Annotated in this window: 1 protein-coding gene; it reads left to right on the top strand. The window is 56.8% G+C overall.

All coding sequences use genetic code 11. The features are described 5' to 3' along the window. The coding region (locus tag SB771_RS35000; RefSeq protein ID WP_410722044.1) for a POTRA domain-containing protein at positions 1 to 264 on the top strand (264 nt) is incomplete at both ends.

Raw genomic sequence — 264 nt, 5'->3', positions numbered from 1 at the left:
CGGCTACTACGCCGCGCAGGTAGAAACCACGACGACGCCCGTCGACAGCGGACGCGTGTCGGTTCTGTTCTCGGTCATCGAAGGTCCGAATGCGAAGATCAGGCAGATCAATTTCATCGGCAATCGCGTGTTTTCGGAAAGCACGCTGCGCGACGAAATGGAACTGTCGACGCCGAACTGGTTTTCCTGGTACACGAAGAACGATCTCTATTCGAAAGAGAAGCTCGGCGCCGATCTGGACCGGCTGCGCTCGTACTACCTGAA

Origin of the sequence: Burkholderia sp. SIMBA_051, from assembly GCF_046534915.1 — a bacterium.
GTDB lineage: Bacteria > Pseudomonadota > Gammaproteobacteria > Burkholderiales > Burkholderiaceae > Burkholderia > Burkholderia ambifaria.
The sequence above is the reverse complement of the archived record's forward strand: the minus strand, read 5'-3'. Positions and strand labels throughout refer to the sequence as shown.